The sequence below is a fragment of the Paenibacillus sp. FW126-R14 genome, assembly GCF_058789495.1.
Genome location: NZ_JBYTBS010000010.1, coordinates 119,620 through 136,962, shown reverse-complemented (window position 1 = coordinate 136,962; position 17,343 = coordinate 119,620). Strand labels below are relative to the sequence as shown.

Below are 17,343 nucleotides of genomic sequence, written 5' to 3'. Positions count from 1 at the left end.
GAACCAATGAAACGTTTGAAAGTCATTACGATTTTCGGTACTAGACCTGAAGCAATTAAGATGGCTCCTCTGATTAAGGAGTTGGAGAAGCATCCGGAGCATATCGAGTCGCTCGTTTGCGTAACGGCACAGCATCGTCAAATGCTGGATCAGGTGCTCGACATTTTCAAAATTACGCCGAATTATGACTTGAACGTCATGAAAGACCGTCAGACGCTGAACGAAGTTACGATGCGCGTGCTGCAGGGGCTTGAGCCTGTGTTCCAGGAATCGCAGCCGGATCTTATTCTCGTGCATGGCGATACGCTGACGACGTTCCTCGCAAGCTATGCCGCTTTCATGCAGAAAATCGCGGTCGGCCATGTCGAAGCCGGTTTACGCACATGGGACAAAATGTCCCCGTATCCGGAAGAAATGAACCGTCAACTGACCGGCGTGCTGGCCGATTTGCACTTTGCGCCAACGGATTTGTCTGCGGACAACCTGCGCAAGGAGAATAAATCCGAGCCGCAGATCTATGTGACGGGCAATACGGTAACGGATGTTTTCCAATATACGGTTGAAAAAGACTTCCGGCACCCGATCCTGGACTGGGTGGGGGACCGCAAGCTGATTCTGATGACGGCGCATCGCCGGGAATCGCAAGGGGAGCCGCACCGCCAGATCTTCCGTGCGGTACGCCGTATCGCCGACGAATTCGAGGATATCGCGATCGTGTATCCGGTGCATTTGAGCCCTGCGGTTCAAGGGCCTGCTCATGAAATATTGGGCAATCATCCACGGATTAAGCTGGTAGATCCTCTTGATGTAGTAGAAACCCATAACTTCTATCCACATACGCACATGATTTTGACAGATTCGGGCGGTATTCAGGAAGAAGCGCCTTCCTTCGGCGTGCCGGTGCTTGTCCTCCGGGATACGACGGAGCGTCCGGAAGGCATTCAAGCGGGCACTTTGGAGCTGGTTGGAACGAACGAGGAGAAGGTCTATGAGCGTGCTCGCGCGCTGCTGACTGATGCGGATCTGTACAACCGAATGAGCCAAGCCGCTAACCCTTACGGGGACGGCAAAGCATCTCAAAGAATCGTTCAAGCCATCCTGCATCACTTCGGCAAGGTCACGGAGCGTCCTGAAACATTCTAACCGTGACAAAATCATGACAAACGCTACAGCGTACAGTTCGACTGTTTGGTTTGGAAACTCGCAATCCCTAGAGCCGCAAGGCTCTGAGGGGTTTTGGGTGGTGAGGCCTGTTAAGTTTCGTCAATTGACAAACCTCGCATGCCTTCGATACAATAAATGAGGATTCGTAGCACTATGTCTACGAAACAGGTTTTCCCAAGCGGAAAGCCTTCAGGAGGGATGCGATGAAACGGCAAAATCCCAATGATAATCCGTGGCGGGCAGTAGCTTTAACTAGCGCAATAGGCATTGACCTTGTAGTTTGTTTAGGAGCCGGATATTTGTTCGGTGACTGGTTGAGTCGTGTGCTAGGTGGACAGTTCTGCTTGTTAGGCGGGTTTTTACTAGGGCTTGTAACCGGAATCATTAGCATTTACTTCATGATAAAGCGGTACGGAGGGCTATGATGGATGAATTTTCAGCCACTCTGAAAACGGTTCAAAATGTGTTTCTTTTCTTTTTATCCTTTTGTTTGGCTGCATGGGCGCTTCTTGTCGATTACCGGGTTTACTTGGCGGGCATTATGCTTGGATCTGTGGCGAGTATGATCAACGCGAGGTTCTTGGCCTGGAAGATTAACAAGTTGGCAGCAGCTGCGATAGAGCAGAAAGGGCGCAAGGTGACCCTAGGTTTTCTGACAAGAGCAGCAATTGCTGGCTTCGCAGGTTTGGTTGCCGTTCGGTATCCGGAACATGTCGCTTTAACCACGACAATTATTGGATACTTTTTTGCTCAATTGGCAACACTCGTACTGGGTATTCTTTCTATTAGAAAGTCTAAGAAGTAATTCCATTCGATGAAAGGGGTGAAAATGGGAAATATGGAACATAAGGTACCAGAGTTTGAGTGGTTAGGTATTCACTTCGACGCATCAGCTCTTATGATGATCGGAATTACCACCATTATCGTGCTTATTCTTGCAATCGCAGGGGCTAGCCGTGCATCCGTAACGAATCCTTCGAAAATTCAAAACTTCATGGAATGGACGATTGAGTTTGTAGAAGGCATCATTGGAAGCACGATCGGTTCTAAGCATGGCAAAGGTTTTATCGCGCTTGGTCTTACGCTCATTATGTACATCTTTATCGGCAACATGCTCGGCCTTCCTTTCTCGATCGTGACGGAAGATCATGTATCATGGTGGAAATCACCAACGGCTGATATCGCTGTAACAGGAGCACTGACGGTTATTGTTATCGTACTAAGCCACTACTTAGGGATAACGCGTAACACGAAGCATTACTTCGCGCATTACTTTGAGTACAAAGGGGCAATGTTGATCCTTCACTTGATTGAAGTTGTATCAAAGCCGCTTACGCTCGCTTTCCGTCTTTACGGTAACATTTATGCAGGTGAAATTATGATATCTGTCATCATCGGAGCTGGTTGGTTTGGAATTGCGCCTCTCTTCGTATGGCAGGGCTTCAGTGTGTTCGTAGGTGCTATTCAGGCCTTCGTATTTACAATGCTGACAATGGTTTACATCTCACAAACGTTAATCCACGAAGAACACTAAAAGCAAGACTTACCTCGGGTAGTCTCGAGTCACTTATACACAAAACAAACCTAAGAGTTTAAGGGAGGATTTTATCAATGGGAGCAATAGCATTAGTAGCAGCAGGTATCGTATTCGGTTTAGGAGCACTAGGTGCAGGTATTGGTAACGGTTTGATCGTAGGTCGCGCTTTGGAAGGTATTTCCCGTCAACCAGAACTACGTGGTACGCTTCAAACAACTATGTTTATCGGGGTAGGTCTAGTAGAGGCAATGCCGGTCGTTGCATTGGTACTTGCGTTCATCTTTATGGGGAAAGCTTAAGAAACCGTTTGGCGGGGATGGCCGCAGTCGCCACCACGCCTTCGTTTTGCCCACGTTATCAGAAGGGAGTGACGTTACTTGCATATTGAATGGTCCACATTTTGGATTCAACTTATCGCGTTCTTAATTTTATACGTGCTACTTTCCAAGTTTGCGTTCGGCCCTCTGTTCGGCATGATGGAGAAGCGCAGACAATTGGTTAAAGATCAAATCCAAACAGCTGAAGCAAGCCGTAAACAAGCTGATCAACTGTTAGAGGAACAAAAGCAAGCTCTGCAACAAACACGCAAGGAAGCTTATGAAATCATTGAGCAAGCGAAACAAACAGGCTCTAAACAAGCGGATGAAATCGTTCGCGCAGCTGGAGCGGAAGCAGCTCGTCTGAAAGAAGAAGCTTTGAAAGATATCGAGAACGAGAAGAACAAAGCGGTTGCCGCACTTCGCAGCCAAGTTGGCGCGATGTCCGTTCTGATTGCCTCCAAAATTATTGAGAAACAAATCGATGAAAAGTCACAAGAACAATTGGTTGAGCATTACCTCAAAGAGGTAGGAGGCAACGTATGAGTGACATCGTCGTAGCGAAGCGTTATGCCAGAGCTCTTTTTGAAGTGGCTAAGGATAAGGGGATTATTTCCCAAGTCGAAGAAGAGCTGAAATCTGTAGCTAGTGCGATTAGGGACAATGCAGACTTGCAGAAGTTCCTTAACCATCCGAATATCGGGACGACCGTCAAAACGGACCTGCTGAAGCAGATTTTTGAGGGCAAAGTTTCCGAACCGGTGTGGAACACGCTGCTGGTCTTGATTGATAAAGGAAGACAAGCGATTTTGTCCGTTCTTGTGAGCGATTTTGCAAAAATTGCGGATGAAGCGCTTGGACAAGCGAGTGCAACGGTTTATTCCGCATTTACGCTGACAGAAGCTCAACAAGCGGAAATTGCAACGCATTTCAGCAAAGTTACGGGAAAAACAATTCGCGTTGCGAGTGTAGTTGAGCCTAAGCTGCTCGGCGGCATCCAAGTGCGTATTGGCGACCGTTTATATGATGGAAGTTTGGCAGGCAAGTTAGACCGCCTATCCAAAGCTTTGGTTTAATAACAAGCACTGTAAGAATAGGGGTGACGTTCGTTGAGTATCAAACCTGAAGAAATCAGCTCATTGATTAAACAACAGATTGAAAACTATAAATCCGATATGCAAGTGGTTGACGTAGGTACAGTCATTCAAGTCGGGGACGGTATCGCTCGTGCTCACGGTTTGGAAAATGTAATGGCAGGCGAACTGCTTGAGTTTTCAAATGGCGTTTTGGGCTACGCGTTTAACCTTGAAGAAAGCAACGTAGGTATCGTTATTCTCGGACCTTACAAAGATATCCGTGAAGGCGACGCAGTAAAACGTACAGGACGTATCATGGAGGTTCCTGTTGGGGAAGCCCTTCTTGGTCGTGTCGTTAACTCCTTGGGTCAACCAGTCGATGGTCAAGGACCTATTGCTACAACAGAATTCCGCCCTGTAGAGAACATGGCTCCAGGCGTAATGGCTCGTAAATCCGTTCATGAGCCAATGCAAACAGGGATCAAAGCGATTGACGCGATGGTTCCAATCGGTCGCGGTCAACGTGAGTTGATCATCGGTGACCGTCAAACAGGTAAAACAGCGATTGCGATCGACGCGATCCTGAACCAAAAAGGCAACGGCGTTAAATGTATCTACGTTGCTATCGGTCAAAAACAATCCACAGTCGTAGGCGTTGTTGAAAAACTTCGTGCTGCCGGCGCTTTGGAATACACAATCGTTGTAACTGCTTCTGCTTCCGAGCCTTCACCAATGCTTTGGTTGGCTCCATACTCAGGCTGTGCAATGGGCGAGTACTTCATGTACAAAGGCGAGCACGTATTGATCGTATACGATGACTTGTCCAAACAAGCTGCTGCATACCGTGAGTTGTCCCTCTTGCTGCGCCGTCCACCAGGTCGCGAAGCATACCCAGGTGACGTATTCTACTTGCACTCCCGTTTGCTGGAGCGCGCTGCGAAATTGAACGATGAGCTTGGCGGCGGTTCGATTACTGCACTTCCATTCATCGAGACACAAGCGGGCGATATCTCCGCATACATTCCGACGAACGTAATTTCCATTACGGACGGTCAAATCTTCCTTGAGTCCGACCTGTTCTACTCCGGTCAGCGTCCAGCGGTTAACGTTGGTAACTCTGTATCCCGTGTAGGGGGCTCCGCTCAAACGAAAGCAATGAAAAAAGTTGCCGGTACACTTCGTGTAGACTTGGCACAATACCGTGAGCTTGCTGCATTCGCAGCGTTCGGTTCCGACCTTGACAGAGCGACGAAAGCTCGTCTGGATCGCGGGGTTCGCACACTCGAAATCTTGAAGCAAGGCGTGCATCAGCCGCTTTCGCTTGCAAAACAAGTTTGCTCCCTGTACACCGTTGTTAAAGGTCACTTGGATGACACGCCAGTACAAGACGTTACTCGTTTCGAGCAGCAATTCTTGGCTTACTTGGAATCCAACCGTCCGGAAATCTTGAACAGCATTAATGAAACAAAAGACATTACTGCGGATAACGACAAAGCGCTTGTTGATGCCATCAACACGTTCAAAAAGAGCTTCGCAGTTTCTGAATAATATTTGAATACCTGTGCTTTTCTTCGCGAGAAGCCAGGTGCTCCGTTTATGCCTGAGATTAGGTGCAAGCTGCCTGAGATCAGGCCTTCGAATGAAGGCTTTCCAAAGCCTCAAAAGAGAGGTGACAGGTATGGCAAAAGGAATGCGCGAGATTAAGCGCCAAATCAAATCGACACAAAACACGAAGCAAATTACGCGCGCGATGGAAATGGTCGCAGCAGCGAACTTGCGTCGGGCTCAGCAAGCTGCGGAAGCGGCTCGTCCTTACTCGGATAAGCTGAAAGAAGTAGTTGCTAGCATCGCTGCAGGCTCCAAAGGTGTGAAGCACCCTATGCTTCAAACGCGTGAAGTGAAGAAGACCGCTTACTTGGTAATCACTTCGGATCGCGGTTTGGCTGGTGGCTACAACGCGAACGTATTGCGGAAGGTTATGACGGAGATTCGCGAAAGACATCAATCCACGTCGGAATACGCGGTTTTTGTAATCGGACGTAAAGGTAGCAATTTCTTCAAGAAACGCAATGTTCCGATCGTTCAAGAAGTTACAGGACTTCCGGATTCTCCGAAGTTCTCGGATATTAAATCGATTGCAGCTTCTGCGGTTGCTAATTTTGAGAATGGCTCGTACGACCAATTGTTCTTGGTGTACAACAAGTTCCAAAATGCAATCAGTCAAGTACCAACCATGGTTCGTCTGCTTCCTATGGAGGAAGTCAAAGGTTCGTCTACGGCTAGCTACGAATATGAGCCGTCTGCGGAAGGCGTTCTAGAAGTGCTGCTGCCTAAATATGCGGAAACGATTATTTACAGCGCAGTATTGGAAGGTAAAGCAAGTGAGTTCGGTGCGAGAATGACAGCGATGAACTCGGCAACGAAAAATGCAACGAAGATGATCAGCAGCTACACATTAGCATACAACCGTGCACGTCAAGCTGCCATTACGCAAGAAATTGCGGAAATCGTCAGCGGCGCGAACGCGAACGCTTAATTCATAAAACGTCTCGTTCAGAGGCGAAGCTTTTCTTAGGAGGGAAACCATGAGCAAAGGGCGCGTTGTGAATATTACAGGGCCTGTCGTCGACATTGAGTTCGGACGCGGACAACTCCCTGAAATTCTGAATGCAATCAAGATTGAAAAAACGGAAGCTGGTCAAACGGTTACGATTACGGTTGAAGCGGCGGTTCACCTCGGTGACAACCTCGTTCGCTGCGTAGCGATGTCTTCCACGGACGGACTTGTACGTGGCGCTGAAGCTACGGACACAGGAGTTCCAATCACTGTACCTGTAGGTGCTGCAACACTAGGTCGCGTATTTAACGTTGTTGGAGATCCTATCGATGGCATCGAAAACGTTGATCGTACGTTGACTAGTCCAATTCATAAAGAAGCTCCTGCATTTGAGAACTTGTCCACGAAATCGGAAGTTCTTGAAACAGGTATTAAAGTTATCGACCTTATGGCTCCTTACGCAAAAGGTGGTAAAATCGGTCTCTTCGGCGGTGCGGGCGTAGGTAAAACCGTAACGATGCAAGAGCTGATCCACAACATCGCGCAAGAGCACGGCGGTATCTCCGTTTTCGCAGGCGTTGGCGAGCGTACTCGTGAAGGTAATGACCTTTACCACGAGATGAAAGACTCCGGCGTTATCGAGAAAACAGCGATGGTATTCGGTCAAATGAACGAGCCTCCTGGTGCGCGTCTGCGCGTTGCCTTGACTGGTTTGACAATGGCAGAATATTTCCGTGACGTTGAAGGCAGAGACGTTCTTCTGTTCGTCGACAACATCTTCCGTTTCACGCAAGCAGGTTCCGAGGTTTCGGCTTTGCTTGGTCGTATGCCTTCCGCGGTAGGTTACCAACCTACTTTGGCTACAGAAATGGGTCAATTGCAAGAGCGTATTACATCCACGAAAAAAGGTTCCGTAACATCGATTCAAGCGATTTACGTTCCTGCGGATGACTATACGGATCCGGCTCCAGCTACAGCGTTCGCGCACTTGGACGCTACAACAAACTTGGAGCGTAGCATCGCGGCTGCCGGTATTTTCCCAGCGGTAGATCCACTTGCTTCCTCTTCCCGTATCTTGACGCCTGAAATTCTGGGCGAAGAGCACTATAAAGTAGCACAAGGCGTTAAACAAGTTCTTCAACGCTACAAAGAGCTTCTGGATATCATCGCAATCTTGGGTATGGATGAGTTGTCCGATGAGGATAAACTGGTTGTAACCCGTGCGCGTCGTCTTCGTTTGTTCCTGTCCCAGCCGCTTCACGTTGCTGAGCCGTTCAACGGATTCCCAGGCTTGTACGTACCATTGAAAGATACTGTGCGCAGCTTCAAAGAAGTTCTTGAAGGTAAGCACGACAACCTTCCTGAAGTAGCGTTCCACAACGTAGGTACGATTGAGGACGCAATCGAGAAAGCGAAAACGCTGTAAGATACCCAACGGTAATCTTACGTGTTAGCTGAGGAAGGAGAATCCAAGTGAGTACATTCCTACTGGAAATCGTTACTCCTGAGCGCAAAGTGTACGCTGAACAAGCGAACATGGTTGTTGCAAAGGGTGTCGCAGGGGAGCTTGGAATTCTGCCGAACCACATTCCACTCGTGACTCCACTAAAAATCAGCTCGATTACTGTGAAGAAGCAGGGCTCTAAAGACGAGATCATCGCAGTGAACGGCGGTTTTATGGAAGTGCGTAAGGACAAAGTGGTTATACTGGCGGAAAGCGCCGAGCTGCCAGAACAAATCGATGTGGATCGTGCGAGAGCAGCGAAAGAACGTGCGGAGAAACGTCTTGCGGAAGTAAAGCAAGGCAACGTTGACTTCAAACGTGCGGAAGCGTCTTTGCAAAGAGCATTGAACCGGATCAGCGTATCCGGCAAATAATAGATCGAAAAAAGCGAAGGAACCCAGGTTCCCTCGCTTTTTTTATTATGGCCGAGTATTTTATGATAATTATGGAAAATCTACTCCTTATATCTGATAAATTAAGGGCTTGGAATTAGTCATCGACGCCTAAAAGGACTTTTGGTATAATATTGAAGGTGAATATTACCAAATTTGATAAGAGAAATATCAAAAGTAAATAGGAATGGAGGCGGTTACATTCAGATGATGTACACAAATAACTATGTAATCGTAGCGATTTTTTTAGGGTTAGGTATTTTCCTCCCGGTGGCAGCGCTTACGATAGGCAAATGGTTAAGGCCGAGTAAACCCGTCGTGGAGAAATATACGACGTATGAGAGTGGGAACGAGCCTGTAGGTGAGGGACAAATCCGGTTTAACATTCGATATTATTTATTTGCTTTGATGTTTGTCATCTTTGATGTAGAGACCGTATTCCTGTATCCATGGGCTGTTGCTTTTAATCAGCTTGGACTGTTCGCTTTAGTAGAAATGTGCATTTTTGTAGCCTTGCTAGCCATAGGATTAATATACGCATGGAAGAAGAAGGTGCTGCAATGGACTTCAGTTTAGAGTCGATATCCCCGGAAGAACGCGAAGAATTAAACCGCAATGTATTTATGACGACACTGGAGCAGGTGAAAGCTTGGGCTCGCAGTAATTCGCTTTGGCCATTAACATTTGGTCTTGCTTGTTGCGCCATCGAAATGATGGGCACGGGCGGATCCCATTATGATTTAGACCGTTTCGGAGTCATCTTCCGTACGTCGCCTAGGCAATCCGATGTGATGATTGTAGCAGGGACAGTTACGAAGAAAATGGCTCCTTTGCTTCGCCGTCTTTATGAGCAAATGCCTGAGCCGAAATGGGTTATTGCCATGGGCTCCTGCGCAACAGCCGGCGGACCGTATATCAAATCGTACTCCGTAGTCAAAGGTGTCGATCAAATCGTTCCGGTTGATGTCTACATACCGGGTTGTCCGCCGAACCCGGCGGCGCTCATCTACGGAATCAACAAGCTTCAGGAGAAGATTCGCTATGAAGCGAAGACCGGTAAGCAGGTGATCAATCGATGAGCGAGGATAAGAAACCGGAGGGCAGTGCAGAGCTTACTGCCGAAGAAAAAGCAGCAGAGCGCGCCGCGGCGAGAGCCGCCCGCCTGGCGGCAAAGGCCGCTGCTGCTGAGCAGGCCGGCGAGCCTGCGCCGGCCACGGCCCCCCCTGCGGAAGCTAGCGCAGCAGGGGATGACGAGAAGGCGGCCAAAGCGCAGGCCGCCGCAGAAGCACGCGCAGCGCGAGCCAGCGCGCGTGCGGGGAAGACCGACGCGGCGGAGCCTGCCGCGCCGAAAGAGCCTTCGCCGAACCAGCCGCTGCTGGACCGGCTGGTCGCGATCTTGAAAGAAGGCGCCGGCGAGGATGCCGTCGTCGACAGCTTTATCAACGAAAGGGACGCGCATCGCCCTTACGTGGTCATTCACAGCTCCCGCTGGCCGGAGGCTGCGGTTACGCTGCGGGATCACGAAGAGCTGCGCTGCGACTACTTGCGCAACCTCTCCGGCGTGGACCAAGAGACGCACCTGGAGGTGGCGTATCATCTGCTTTCTCTCACCCACAAGCGCGAATACTGCGTGAAGGTGAAAACAGACCGGGATCAGCCAAGCATCCCTTCGGTCGCTCCTGTGTGGCCGACCGCGAATTGGAATGAACGGGAAGTATATGACCTGCTGGGGATCGATTTCCCCGGGCATCCCAACCTAGTACGCATCATGATGCCTGACGACTGGGTCGGCCATCCGCTGCGCAAAGATTACGAACCGCTTGACCCGGAGGTGTAGCATTTGTTACGGACAGAAGAGCTCCTGCTAAACGTTGGGCCTCAGCATCCGAGTACGCACGGCGTTTTCCGCGTGATCGTGAAATTGGATGGAGAGGTCATCAAAGAAGCTATACCCGTTATGGGCTATCTGCATAGAGGAACAGAGAAGCTGGCTGAGAACTTGAGTTACACGCAAATTATTCCTTATACGGACCGCATGGATTACGTGTCGGCGATGACGACGAACTATGTGCTCGTCCATGCCGTTGAGAAAATGATGGGACTGGAAATCCCGGAACGCGCCGAATTCCTTCGCCTAATCGTGATGGAGCTTCAGCGCATCGCTTCCCATATGGTTTGGTGGGGAACTTATTTGCTGGATATAGGCGCAATGAGCCCGTTCTTATTCGCTTTCCGCGATCGTGAAATTATCATTGACCTGTTTAATGAGCTTTGCGGAGCTCGTTTGACTTACAACTATATGCGTGTAGGCGGGGTGAAATGGGACGCTCCGGACGGTTGGATCGATAAAGTTAAGAAATTTATCCCTTATATGTACGGCAAGTTGGAAGAATATCACACCCTCGTGTCCGGAAATGAAATTTTCCTATCCAGGATTAAGGGCGTAGGGAAATATGATGCCGATACAGCCATTGCGTACGGCCTTAGCGGCGCTAACTTGAGATGTACAGGCGTAGACTGGGATATTCGCAAAACGCAGCCCTACAGCCTCTATAACCGCTTCCAGTTCGATGTGCCTGTGCGAAGCGGAGGCGATTGCTATGATCGCTATCTGCTGCGTATGGAAGAAGTGAAACAGTCACTGCGTATCCTGGAGCAAGCGGTGGCGCAGTTCCCGGAGCAAGGCGAAACGATGGGCAAGGTGCCCAGGGTCATTCGTCCTCCGGAAGGGGAAGTGTATGCCGCTATCGAGTCCCCTCGCGGAGAAATCGGCTGCTATATTATTTCCCGGGGCAAGCAAGAGCCATTCCGTCTGAAATTCCGCAGACCGTCCTTCGTAAATCTGCAAATATTGCCAAAGCTCCTGGTCGGTGAATCGATGACCAATCTGATTACGATACTGGGCGGCATCGATATTGTCGTTGGGGAGGTGGATGCTTAATGGTGAACTTGCTGGAAGAGAGTCTGACATGGACGAACTTCTTTGTTTTCCTTTTCTGGGGCATCGTCATGCTGATGCTGGTTCTTGGCTTCGTTACCTATGCCATCTACTTTGAGCGGAAGGTCATCGGATGGATGCAGCTGCGGATCGGACCGAACCGGACGGGGCCGTTAGGGCTTTTGCAGAGCGTCGCGGACGTATTTAAACTGCTGATTAAAGAGGATACCATTCCGAAGAAGGCGGAGCGCGAGCTGTTCATTCTGGCGCCTGTCATTACCTTCATTCCGTCCTTTACGATTATTGCGGCGATCCCGTTCTCGGACCGGATGTTTAACGCGAACTTGAATGCCGGTCTGCTTTTTTACGTCGCCCTTACGGGGATTTCTACGATTGGCATCATTCTTGGCGGCTGGGCATCTAATAACAAATATGCGCTGCTCGGCGGCATGCGTTCAGCGGCGCAAATGATTTCTTACGAGGTTCCGCTTGTCATCTCCGTGATCGGCGTCATTATGATGACAGGCAGCTTGAATCTGCATACCATCGTTGACCACCAAGCGGGGGGCTTCTGGCATTGGAATTTCATTCCCCAGATTCTAGGTTTCATCATTTTCGCAATTGCCGGTGTATCGGAGCTTAACCGAACGCCTTTTGACTTGCCGGAGGCGGAGTCCGAGCTTGTCGCAGGCTATCACGTGGAATACAGCGGTTTCCGCTTTGCCTTTTTCATGCTGTCGGAGTACGTGTATGTATTTATCATCGCCTCGCTGACGAGCCTGATTTTCTTGGGCGGCTGGCATTCGCCGTTCCCTTTCCTTGATTTTATTCCGGGGATTGTGTGGTTCCTGCTGAAATTCTCCTTCGTCGTGTTCGTCCTGTTTTGGCTGCGCGCGACGCTGCCTAGGGTGCGGATTGATCAGCTCATGGGATTCGGCTGGAAAGTGCTGCTGCCATTAGCTTTGGTCAATATGCTGGTGACGGCGATCATTATGACCATCTTTTAGCAAAGTCTAAGGAGTGAACCAAATGAAGGGCATAATGAAAGGCCTAGGCGTAACGTTGAAAAGCATGACACAGAAGAAAATCACGTACGCATACCCTGACGTCCCGATTAAAATGCCGGATCGTTTTCGTGGTATTCAACATTTTGACCCGGAGAAATGCATTGTGTGCAATCAATGTGCGCGTATTTGTCCGACAGAGTGCATCACCCTCACGGGGAAAGCGAATCCTGATCCCGAGAAAAAGGGCAAGGTCATTGATACGTACGACATTAACTTCGAAATCTGCATTTTGTGCGATCTTTGTACGGAAGTATGTCCGACAGAAGCGATTGTCATGACCAATAATTTCGAGCTTAGTTCGTATAGCCGTGATGATCTTTTCAAAAATTTGCAATGGTTGAATGAGAACAACCAAAATATTCGCCAGGAGAATAACTCGGCCATGCCAAAAGGGGGGGCCAAAAAAGATGTTTAACGGAATTGGAGACTTCCTCTCAAGCGGTTCAAGCTGGGCTTTCTTCATTTTCGCTCTTCTTGCCATCGGCGGAGCTATCTTTATGATTTCTTTTACCAAAGTCGTTCATATGGTCATTGCCGTTGCGCTGACGTTCATTAGCTTGGCGGGGTTGTACATTATCCTTGAAGCGGAGTTTGTCGCGTTCGTTCAGGTGTTGATCTATGCGGGAGCCATCTCGATTCTGATGATCTTCGGCATTATGATGACGAAGCACCGGCAAGGGGAAGATGAAGAGCCAAGACGCCCTTGGCATGAGGGATTGGCGATTGTCGGCGCTTTGGGCTTGTTCGGAGTTCTATTTTATGCGATCCAAAAAACGACCTTTGTCGCCACAGGCACTTTGGATGCCGGCAAAGACAACACGTTGGAAATCGGCAAACTGCTGTATAACGAGCATGTGATTCCGTTCGAAATCATGTCCGTGCTGCTGACGGTAGCCTTCATCGGCGCTATCGTCGTAGCGAAGAGAGAGGAGGATTAGCGATGGGCAATGTCATTACTCCCTATCTTACGCTGGCTGCCATCCTGTTCTGTATCGGCCTATACGGCGCATTAACGAAGAAAAACGGGGTCATCGTCCTGCTTTCGATTGAGCTGATGCTCAATGCGGTGAACTTGAATTTGATCGCATTCTCCAAGCTCGGAGATCATCCTGCGCTGACAGGTCAAATTTTCTCGCTCTTCAATATTACAATTGCAGCTGCTGAAGCGGCTGTCGGGATTGCCATTCTTATTACCATTTACCGGAATAAAGGAACAGTCGACGTAACGGATTTGGATTCTATGAAGCGCTAGGAGGCTAACAAGGATATGGTATCGGACTATTCACAGTACGCCTGGCTCATTCCGTTGTTTCCGCTGATTGCTTTTCTAGCGCTTACGGCTATGGGACGTCAATTAAAAGACTTAGGCATCTATATCAGTATTTTCGCGATGCTTGCATCATTTATCGTGGCTGTATTGATATTTATTGAACGCATTGGCGGCAAAGTTGAGGATTATACGTGGGATAAGCTGAATTGGCTGCAGGTCGGCGATTTCACCTTGAATATGGGGTTTGAGGTCACCAATTTGAATGCCTTGATGCTGGTCATCGTCACGCTGGTTTCTTTACTCGTCAATATTTACTCCAGAGGCTATATGAAGGGCGACGAGCGAATCCATGTATTTTTCAGCTATATCGCTTTGTTTTCCTTCTCGATGCTAGGGCTTGTTATTTCGGAAAATATGTTAGAGCTCTACATTTTCTGGGAACTTGTAGGGGTATGTTCCTTCTTGCTCGTCGGTTTCTGGTATTTCAAGCCGGAGGCAAAGGCTGCAGCCAAAAAAGCGTTTATCGTCACCCGGATCGGGGACGTGGGGCTGTTTCTGGCCATCCTGCTGCTGTATTGGTATATGCCTGGAAATTCGCTTGATTTCACATCGATACATAACGCTTTTACAACGGGCAAAATCGACCCGACGATCGTCACCTGGATTGCCGTTCTGATCTTTATCGGGGCAATGGGGAAATCAGGTCAGTTCCCGCTGCACACTTGGTTGCCTGACGCCATGGAAGGCCCGACGCCAATTAGTGCGCTGATCCACGCAGCTACGATGGTTGCGGCTGGGGTGTACTTAGTAGCGCGCACATTTGATATTTTCCACGCTTCTCCGGATGCTTTGACGGTTGTTGCCTATGTGGGCGGCTTCACGGCCATCTTTGCAGCCACGATTGGGATTGCGCAGAACGATATCAAACGCATTCTCGCTTACTCTACCGTAAGTCAGCTAGGCTATATGATGATGGCGCTCGGAATCGGCGTTTCGTACACGTCGGGCATGTTCCATTTATTCACGCATGCTTTCTTTAAAGCACTGCTTTTCTTGGGCGCAGGCAGCGTGATTCATGCTGTGCATACGCAGGATATCAATGAAATGGGCGGCCTGTCCCGCAAAATGAAAATAACGACCTGGACATTCGCCATCGGAACGCTGGCGCTCTCGGGTATTTTTCCTTTCGCAGGATTCTGGTCGAAGGATATGATTTTGACGGAAGCCTACGAGCATAACCAGCTGTTGTTCTGGGTTGGCGTCATTGCGGCTTTCTTCACAGCCTTCTATATGTCCCGTCTCTTCTTCCTGGTTTTCATGGGCTCACCTAGAGGCAAAGCTAACGCGCATGGCGAGCATGGTCATGCTCATGAACCGCATGAATCTCCGTCATCGATGACGACGCCGCTGATCATACTGGCTGTGCTCGCTGTGGTTGCGGGGTTCGTCAATACGCCGTTCAACGAATGGCTTGGCCACTGGTTAACGGGTCAAGAGCATGAGGAGGCGGCCAACTGGATCGTCATTCTTTTATCGACACTTGCCGGGCTGCTCGGGATCGGACTCGGGTACCTGATTTACCTCAAACGTTCGATTCCACGCGATGTGGTTTCTGGCAAGCTGCCGTGGCTGTATACGCTGCTGAACCGCAAATATTTCGTGGATGAAATCTATAACGGAATCTTCGTTAAGCCGCTGCGCGGATTGGGATGGATTCTCGAGCTGATCGATGTGTATATCATTGACGGTATCGTGCGTTTGGTCGCCTTTACGGTGGTCAGTCTTGGCCGTCTCGGCTCCCGTCTTCAAAACGGTCAGATGCAGACCTACGGTGTCATCATGATTCTAGGGATGCTGATCCTGGCTCTCGCCATCGCAGGAAGGAGGTTCATCCATGCCGGCTAATTTTCCCATACTTAGTCTGATCGCTTTCTCGCCTTTGCTCGGCGTGCTGGTCCTGCTCTTCGTTCGAAGCGACCGCGGCCGTTTAATCAAGACGATCGGTATCGTGACGACACTGATTCCGCTTATTTTGGCGGCATGGCTGTACGTCGATTATAACTACCAAGGCGACCCTATTCAGTACAAAGAACAGTTGTCTTGGATTAAGGTTCCGCTCAACCATGAAGGCATTCAACAAATTACGTCTTATTTCTTTGAGTTCAAATACAGCGTAGCGGTAGACGGAATTTCTTTGCCGCTCGTATTCTTAACGGCTCTGGTGTCGTCCATGGCGGCCCTGGCCTCGGTGTATATCAAAAAGCGTTGGAAAACGTACTTCATTTTATTTCTGCTGCTGGAAACCGGCATGTTCGGCGTTTTTATGGCGCAAGATCTGTTCTTGTTCTTCTTGTTCTTCGAAATTACGCTCGTGCCGATGTTCTTCCTGATCGGAATATGGGGGTATATGAACAGGGAGCAAGCGGCCAACCGCTTCCTTCTCTACAATGGACTCGGCTCGGCGATTATGCTGATTGCGTTCCTTATTCTCGTCAGCACGGCTGGCTTCAACCAAGATCCGTCGCAGACAGAGGCTATCATTTACTATAGCGGTGACATTCATACGATTGCGCATAATTTACTGCAGGAACCGTCCGCCTACGTGAATCAGGAAGGCTCTCCGTTCTTCCTAAGCGCGGCTATGAAATGGACTGTGTTTATTATGCTGCTGGTCGCCTTCGGCATTAAGCTGCCGATCTTCCCGTTCCACACATGGATGCTCAAGGTACATACAGAGGCTCCGCCTGCTGTAGTTATGATTCACTCCGGTATTTTGCTGAAAATGGGGGCCTACGGGCTTATCCGCTTCGGCATCCTGTTCTTTCCGGCGGAGGCGAAGCAGTGGGCCTGGATGTTGGCGCTTCTCGGCGTCATCAACATCGTGTACGGGGCCATTCTGGCGACGGTCCAAAAAGATTTCAAGCTCGTGCTGGCCTACTCGAGTATTAGCCACATGGGCATCGTCCTGCTCGGTCTAGCCGCGTTTAACGTGTCGGGCCTGCAGGGAGCCGTGTTCCAATTGATCTCACACGGTCTGATCTCGGCCCTGATGTTCTTGCTCGTCGGCAGCATCTACGAGCGCACGAACACCACTGAGCTCGATCGCTTAGGCGGTCTCGCGCAGGCAGTGCCTTTCATCAGCGGGATTCTGCTGATTGCGGGGATGGCCTCGCTCGGATTGCCGGGCTTATCCGGCTTCGTCAGTGAGTTCCTCGCGTTTCTCGGACTCTTCGAAACGCACCGCGTGTACGCCATCATCGGTACGCTCGGGATCATTCTCGCAGCGGTTTATGTGCTGCGCGGGGTGTTGAACATCACGTTTGGCCCGAAGCATCCGGCTCTGGTTCTGCAAGGCATACGCGACGCACGGTTAATCGAGGCGGTGCCGATGATTACTCTGGTGGCGTTTATCCTCTTGCTTGGGGTGTACCCAAGCGTGCTGAGTCAGCCGCTTCAGCAAACGATAGGCAGCTTGGATCAATTGATCCAAAGCGTCGCCGGGAAGATAGGAGGTTAGTCCG

At 49.7% G+C, this 17,343-nt stretch carries 21 protein-coding genes; all 21 read left to right on the top strand.

Going from position 1 to position 17,343, the window contains the following annotated elements; all coding sequences use genetic code 11:
• The first annotated feature begins 6 nt into the window (after positions 1-6).
• The 21 genes from wecB to AC3WRW_RS09850 all read left to right on the top strand — a co-directional run bounded on the left by wecB (position 7) and on the right by AC3WRW_RS09850 (position 17,339).
• Complete coding sequence (gene wecB, locus AC3WRW_RS09950; RefSeq protein ID WP_492546165.1) at positions 7-1,143, top strand: non-hydrolyzing UDP-N-acetylglucosamine 2-epimerase; 1,137 nt, start codon at positions 7-9, stop codon at positions 1,141-1,143.
• A 224-nt stretch (positions 1,144-1,367) separates the two neighbouring features.
• Positions 1,368-1,589: an AtpZ/AtpI family protein gene (locus AC3WRW_RS09945; RefSeq protein ID WP_492546164.1), complete on the top strand. Its 222-nt coding sequence runs from the start codon at positions 1,368-1,370 to the stop codon at positions 1,587-1,589.
• On the top strand, positions 1,589-1,969 hold the full coding sequence (locus AC3WRW_RS09940) for an ATP synthase subunit I (protein ID WP_492546163.1): 381 nt from the start codon (positions 1,589-1,591) through the stop codon (positions 1,967-1,969). The genes AC3WRW_RS09945 and AC3WRW_RS09940 overlap by 1 nt, the downstream gene beginning before the upstream one ends.
• A gap of 93 nt (positions 1,970-2,062) precedes the next feature.
• The gene (atpB, locus tag AC3WRW_RS09935; protein WP_492546162.1) at positions 2,063-2,698 is read left to right on the top strand and encodes a F0F1 ATP synthase subunit A; all 636 of its coding nucleotides are present in this window, start codon (positions 2,063-2,065) and stop codon (positions 2,696-2,698) included.
• Between the two features lie 77 nt (positions 2,699-2,775).
• A complete protein-coding gene (gene atpE / locus AC3WRW_RS09930) occupies positions 2,776-3,000 on the top strand; it encodes a F0F1 ATP synthase subunit C (RefSeq protein WP_028556930.1) in 225 nt (74 codons plus the stop codon).
• A 78-nt stretch (positions 3,001-3,078) separates the two neighbouring features.
• On the top strand, positions 3,079-3,564 hold the full coding sequence (gene atpF / locus AC3WRW_RS09925; protein ID WP_492546161.1) for a F0F1 ATP synthase subunit B: 486 nt from the start codon (positions 3,079-3,081) through the stop codon (positions 3,562-3,564).
• Positions 3,561-4,094, top strand: a complete 534-nt coding sequence (locus AC3WRW_RS09920) for a F0F1 ATP synthase subunit delta (protein WP_492546160.1) — start codon at positions 3,561-3,563, stop codon at positions 4,092-4,094. The genes atpF and AC3WRW_RS09920 overlap by 4 nt, the downstream gene beginning before the upstream one ends.
• A gap of 33 nt (positions 4,095-4,127) precedes the next feature.
• A complete protein-coding gene (gene atpA / locus AC3WRW_RS09915; RefSeq protein WP_492546159.1) occupies positions 4,128-5,642 on the top strand; it encodes a F0F1 ATP synthase subunit alpha in 1,515 nt (504 codons plus the stop codon).
• 130 nt (positions 5,643-5,772) lie between these two features.
• Positions 5,773-6,630 (top strand): ATP synthase F1 subunit gamma, encoded by an 858-nt coding sequence (gene atpG, locus AC3WRW_RS09910; RefSeq protein ID WP_492546158.1) that lies wholly within the window; start codon positions 5,773-5,775, stop codon positions 6,628-6,630.
• A 49-nt stretch (positions 6,631-6,679) separates the two neighbouring features.
• Entirely contained in the window at positions 6,680-8,077 is a 1,398-nt protein-coding gene (atpD, locus tag AC3WRW_RS09905) for a F0F1 ATP synthase subunit beta (protein ID WP_492546157.1), read from the top strand.
• A gap of 47 nt (positions 8,078-8,124) precedes the next feature.
• Complete coding sequence (locus tag AC3WRW_RS09900) at positions 8,125-8,529, top strand: F0F1 ATP synthase subunit epsilon (RefSeq protein ID WP_492546156.1); 405 nt, start codon at positions 8,125-8,127, stop codon at positions 8,527-8,529.
• 228 nt (positions 8,530-8,757) lie between these two features.
• Positions 8,758-9,123, top strand: coding sequence for an NADH-quinone oxidoreductase subunit A (locus AC3WRW_RS09895; protein WP_127453506.1), 366 nt, complete (start codon positions 8,758-8,760; stop codon positions 9,121-9,123).
• A complete protein-coding gene (locus AC3WRW_RS09890) occupies positions 9,108-9,626 on the top strand; it encodes a NuoB/complex I 20 kDa subunit family protein (protein ID WP_171687224.1) in 519 nt (172 codons plus the stop codon). The genes AC3WRW_RS09895 and AC3WRW_RS09890 overlap by 16 nt, the downstream gene beginning before the upstream one ends.
• On the top strand, positions 9,623-10,384 hold the full coding sequence (locus AC3WRW_RS09885; RefSeq protein WP_492546155.1) for an NADH-quinone oxidoreductase subunit C: 762 nt from the start codon (positions 9,623-9,625) through the stop codon (positions 10,382-10,384). Before AC3WRW_RS09890 ends, AC3WRW_RS09885 begins: the two co-directional genes overlap by 4 nt.
• Before the next feature lie 3 nt (positions 10,385-10,387).
• On the top strand, positions 10,388-11,488 hold the full coding sequence (locus AC3WRW_RS09880) for an NADH-quinone oxidoreductase subunit D (protein WP_492546154.1): 1,101 nt from the start codon (positions 10,388-10,390) through the stop codon (positions 11,486-11,488).
• Positions 11,488-12,492, top strand: a complete 1,005-nt coding sequence (gene nuoH / locus AC3WRW_RS09875) for an NADH-quinone oxidoreductase subunit NuoH (RefSeq protein WP_492546153.1) — start codon at positions 11,488-11,490, stop codon at positions 12,490-12,492. The genes AC3WRW_RS09880 and nuoH overlap by 1 nt, the downstream gene beginning before the upstream one ends.
• A gap of 22 nt (positions 12,493-12,514) precedes the next feature.
• On the top strand, positions 12,515-12,967 hold the full coding sequence (gene nuoI, locus AC3WRW_RS09870; RefSeq protein ID WP_492546152.1) for an NADH-quinone oxidoreductase subunit NuoI: 453 nt from the start codon (positions 12,515-12,517) through the stop codon (positions 12,965-12,967).
• Positions 12,960-13,490 (top strand): NADH-quinone oxidoreductase subunit J, encoded by a 531-nt coding sequence (locus AC3WRW_RS09865; RefSeq protein ID WP_171687219.1) that lies wholly within the window; start codon positions 12,960-12,962, stop codon positions 13,488-13,490. The genes nuoI and AC3WRW_RS09865 overlap by 8 nt, the downstream gene beginning before the upstream one ends.
• 2 nt (positions 13,491-13,492) lie before the next feature.
• A complete protein-coding gene (nuoK, locus tag AC3WRW_RS09860) occupies positions 13,493-13,804 on the top strand; it encodes an NADH-quinone oxidoreductase subunit NuoK (RefSeq protein WP_171687218.1) in 312 nt (103 codons plus the stop codon).
• A gap of 15 nt (positions 13,805-13,819) precedes the next feature.
• Positions 13,820-15,727, top strand: a complete 1,908-nt coding sequence (gene nuoL, locus AC3WRW_RS09855; RefSeq protein ID WP_492546151.1) for an NADH-quinone oxidoreductase subunit L — start codon at positions 13,820-13,822, stop codon at positions 15,725-15,727.
• Positions 15,717-17,339: a complex I subunit 4 family protein gene (locus AC3WRW_RS09850; protein ID WP_492546150.1), complete on the top strand. Its 1,623-nt coding sequence runs from the start codon at positions 15,717-15,719 to the stop codon at positions 17,337-17,339. The genes nuoL and AC3WRW_RS09850 overlap by 11 nt, the downstream gene beginning before the upstream one ends.
• Positions 17,340-17,343: the final 4 nt, after the last annotated feature.